The organism is Propionibacterium cyclohexanicum (assembly GCF_900111365.1).
Taxonomy (GTDB): domain Bacteria; phylum Actinomycetota; class Actinomycetes; order Propionibacteriales; family Propionibacteriaceae; genus Propionibacterium; species Propionibacterium cyclohexanicum.
The window spans coordinates 1-3,709 of the sequence record NZ_FOGZ01000050.1; the positions used below are offsets into that span (position 1 = coordinate 1).

4 protein-coding genes are annotated in these 3,709 nt (G+C 59.4%); all 4 read left to right on the top strand.

All coding sequences use genetic code 11. The features are described from left to right. Positions 1–99: 99 nt before the first annotated feature. The 4 genes from BMX93_RS12545 (at position 100) to BMX93_RS12560 (ending at position 3,198) form a co-directional block, all read left to right on the top strand. Positions 100–921 (top strand): ATP-binding cassette domain-containing protein, encoded by an 822-nt coding sequence (locus tag BMX93_RS12545; protein ID WP_218139349.1) that lies wholly within the window; start codon positions 100–102, stop codon positions 919–921. 32 nt (positions 922–953) lie between these two features. Then, positions 954–1,493 carry a hypothetical protein gene (locus BMX93_RS12550; RefSeq protein ID WP_143052924.1) on the top strand — a complete coding sequence of 180 codons (540 nt, stop codon included), beginning with the start codon at positions 954–956 and terminating at the stop codon, positions 1,491–1,493. Then, entirely contained in the window at positions 1,490–2,344 is an 855-nt protein-coding gene (locus tag BMX93_RS12555; RefSeq protein WP_143052925.1) for a hypothetical protein, read from the top strand. The genes BMX93_RS12550 and BMX93_RS12555 overlap by 4 nt, the downstream gene beginning before the upstream one ends. Positions 2,345–2,421: 77 nt before the next feature. Next, positions 2,422–3,198: a hypothetical protein gene (locus BMX93_RS12560; RefSeq protein ID WP_143052926.1), complete on the top strand. Its 777-nt coding sequence runs from the start codon at positions 2,422–2,424 to the stop codon at positions 3,196–3,198. Positions 3,199–3,709: the final 511 nt, after the last annotated feature.

The following is a 3,709-nucleotide window of genomic DNA, read 5'->3' on the forward strand; positions in this document are numbered from 1 at the left end:
CCCTGGGCTTCCGCAACCTCACCAACTACATCGCCAGAAGCCTGCTCGAGACAGGCGGATTCAGACCCCAACTACACCCTCGATTGGGATGAGCCGCCAATGGCCATCCTTATTGTCTTCTTTCGGTTCGGTTCCAGGCAGCGCAGGGAAATCCTGGCGTGCTGTAGTGTCATGACCGGCCACTGGAAATCGATTGCGAGCCGTCAAGGGGGAGACTTCGTGAAAACAGCCCAATGTCCTTCAATGGTGGTCCACGTGAGCCACGCCCGTAAGGTCATCAAGGGAGCAGTCGTGCTCGATGACGTGACGATGGAGCTGACGGGCGGCAAGATCTATGGGCTCCGGGGCCCGAATGGTTCTGGAAAAACGATGCTCATGCGTGCCATCTGCGGGCTCATTCGTCTTAGCGGTGGACAGATCCAGGTCGATGGCAGGCAATTGGGGAAGAATCTTGCTGTTCCACAGACCACTGGCGCGCTCATCGAGTCCCCGGCCTTCCTGAGCCAGTACACTGCGACCGGAAATCTCCGTCTGCTCGCCGCGATCAGAGGTACAGCCAGCGAGTCCGATATCCGCCAGACACTCCTCGATGTCGGGCTCGATCCTCATGACAGACGGACCTTTCGCAAGTTCTCCCTCGGCATGAAGCAGCGCCTTGGCATTGCCGCCGCACTCGTGGAGTGGCCCCGGCTAGTCGTTGTGGACGAGCCGACGAATGGGCTGGACGTGGATGGCGTGCAGCAGTTGCGAGACTTGCTCATCCGGCATCGCGACAGTGGTGCGCTCGTACTGCTCGCCTCCCACGACCGAGCCGAAATGGACTTTCTTGCCGATGAAATCTTTGAAATGTCCGGCGGCCGGCTGGTAACGCATCGTGACCGCGATGAGGCGATCTCCGAACCCCGCAGAAGGGCAGAATAGTGCTCAAGAGACCCTCGTTCCGAGTCATCCTGGTGATCAGCATTGTCATCGTTGTCGGCATGGCGGCGGCATGGAGGATGGCCACCGTGAACAGCAGATGGCCACAAATCAACAATCACGCAGTTCAGCCGGGGGAGCCCCTGGAAATCCATGGTATGACGCTGACAGTGACGGGCGCGCAGCTTCTCACTGGGGATGCTCTGCCGAAGAATGCCAAGAACTTGGGGTACTCCACTGATGACATGAAGATGATTCTTGTCGATCTTGTTCTTCGCAATGACACCACTCAGGATCTGGATGCCGGTGCCATCCAAACGATATTTGCCTTCAACCTGCAGTCCGGCCAGTGGTACAACGGGGTTTCGGTCAAGGATGTGAGTTCTTTGAACAAGGACGGCATGAAGAATGGGATTCCGGTGGGCGCCGAGAGGCACCTCGTGCTGCCATTCAACCTATTGGCTTCGCAATTCACGGCCGAGAGCTGGCCTTGGGTGGGGCAACGAGATTTCTCGCTTGTGATGGTCTGGTACCCCGACAGATATCAACTGCATCTCCCGAGGGTAGAAAAATGAGAAAACTCACAGCATCGGGCCGCTTGCTGTCCATTGAGCTCGGTCGGGCTTTCGCTGGCCGACCGATGATGGTGGCCTTGGCCGGCGGCGCGGCAATCGTAGCACTGCATATGACCAAGATCGTTCCGCTTTCGCAGGAAGGTGCCGACACCCTCGCCCGATTCGGCCCCAAGCCCACCTACTCACCGCCATCCCTGTACCAGAACTGGCTGGGCTACGACATGAGCGGTGCAGCCAGCCTGCTCTTCCTGTTCCTGATGCCGCTGCTCGCGTGCTTGCCCTATGGGACGTCGTTGTTCGACGATCGTCGCCGTGGCTATGACATCAACGTTGTCTCCCGGGTGTCACGGACGCAGTTCTACCTCGCCAAGGCCGCCGCCGTGTTCGCCGCGGGTGGCGTTGCGGTGGTCTTCCCGCTGGCGATCGACCTCGTCGCGACCGCCAGTTTCCTACCGGCCATCAGGCCTGAAGTGACGAACTACGGCATACCCGAGACCGGCATGTGGAGTGCCCTCTTCTTCGCCCATCCATTGATCTACGTCCTGTCCTACATTGCGGTGAATTTTCTTTGGGGTGGCACGATAGCGATGCTGGCGATGCTAGCCGGCTATGTCGTGCACAATCGCATTGTGGTGGTGACCGCACCACTTATCGTGCTGTGGATCGTGGCATTCGGATTCGCGTCGACGCCGGAGGGCTGGGCGGCGAAGTATTCTCCGATGGACCTGGTGAATCCGCATCAGGTTGCCATCGGCATCAGTTTCGGAGCGCTCGCCATCGAATGGCTCATCGTCACGGGGCTGGCCGTGGGATTTCTTGCGATGAGAGCACGCCGTGATGAGGCATTGTGAGATTCGGTGTGCCCCAGAGATCTGAAAGCCGCCGGAGCACGGGGCGGATTGCTGCGGCATTTGTTCTCGATCTACGGGTGAGCGCGCAGGCGAGTCTAGCGAAGTATCTTGCGGCGGCCGGACTGTTTGCATTGTTGGCTGATCAGGCGAGGCGAGCGGCTTCGCGCGAGCCCGGTAGTCGGAGCCCAGTATGGGTGGACTATGCACTCAACACCCTGCGTGGCACCCCCATTCCTGCGCAGGGCGATGGCCTGACACTGCCGCTTGGCTGGCTGTTGCCGCAGTTGTTGTTGGCCATCATCGTTGCCTCCTATCCCACATTCGGGTTCGGCGGCTATGCCACGCACGCCTTGCTCAGGGTAGGTAGCCGGGCTGGCTGGTGGTTTGCGAAATGGTGCTGGCTGGTGGTGAGTGTTCTCGGGTTCTACGTCACCGGAGCTCTGATCTGGTCGATTTACGGAGTCGTCGCGCATGGGTTTCGGATATCGCCGGATACCCAGGTGGAAGCGATCCTCAATGGATTCGACGTATCGCACCTCACCACATCCCAGGTCTATGGTGCGCTCGCGGTGCCGCTCGTCGCATCACTGGCGCTGAGCACAGTGCAGATGGTACTGGCCTTCGCGGTTCGGCCGATGCTCGCCCTGGTGCTCGTGGTGGGCTATCTCGCGATGTCGGCGCTGACCGGCAGCTCGTGGCTCATCGGGGACTATGCGATGGTAGCCCGCAATAGGGCATTCGATCCGCGTGGCCAGAGCAGCGCATTCATGTGCCTGGTCTGTGCGGCAGTCACCCTTGTCGCGGTTGGCCTTGGAATATGGTCGTTCTCCCGACGCGATGTGTTGCATTCGTGACACTTCCACGCCATTGGAAATGGGTTCTCGACCGGGGGATCGCGGCCTGCTCTCAAGAGGTGGTGACTATTGTGAAAGAATTGTTACCCGGTTGCGCGGTGGGGGTAATTCTTTCTACCCTTGTCATGGTGGGGCCAGTACTTTGCCAGCCACCCGCTGGGGATTTCAATACGCTCAATGAAGCACTCCGCGATTGCCTCACGAGTGATTGCCGTGAGGGGCCCAAGCTCGTTGACCAGGTCCAATTCGAACGAAGCTCATTCCTCTCGGTGAACGTTATCAGGTTCTGTGATTGGCTCTCCTGGTTTCCAGGTTGCACCACCTAGTCATTGGGGCCAGCCCCTCGCCTGGCTGCCCACAGGAGCACCTGGGTTCGGGACTGGGATCCGGTCTTGTGCATGACGGAGGAGATATGCGGCTCATCCCAATCGAGGGTGTAGTTGGGGTCTGAATCCGCCTGTCTCGAGCAGGCTTCTGGCGATGTAGTTGGTGAGGTTGCGGAAGCCCAGGG

What these genes read in the sequence shown, in the direction of transcription:
- BMX93_RS12545 (WP_218139349.1), top strand. Translation starts at nt 100, where the DNA reads ATGGCCATCCTTATTGTCTTCTTTCGGTTCGGTTCCAGGCAGCGCAGG.
- BMX93_RS12555 (WP_143052925.1), top strand. Translation starts at nt 1,490, where the DNA reads ATGAGAAAACTCACAGCATCGGGCCGCTTGCTGTCCATTGAGCTCGGT.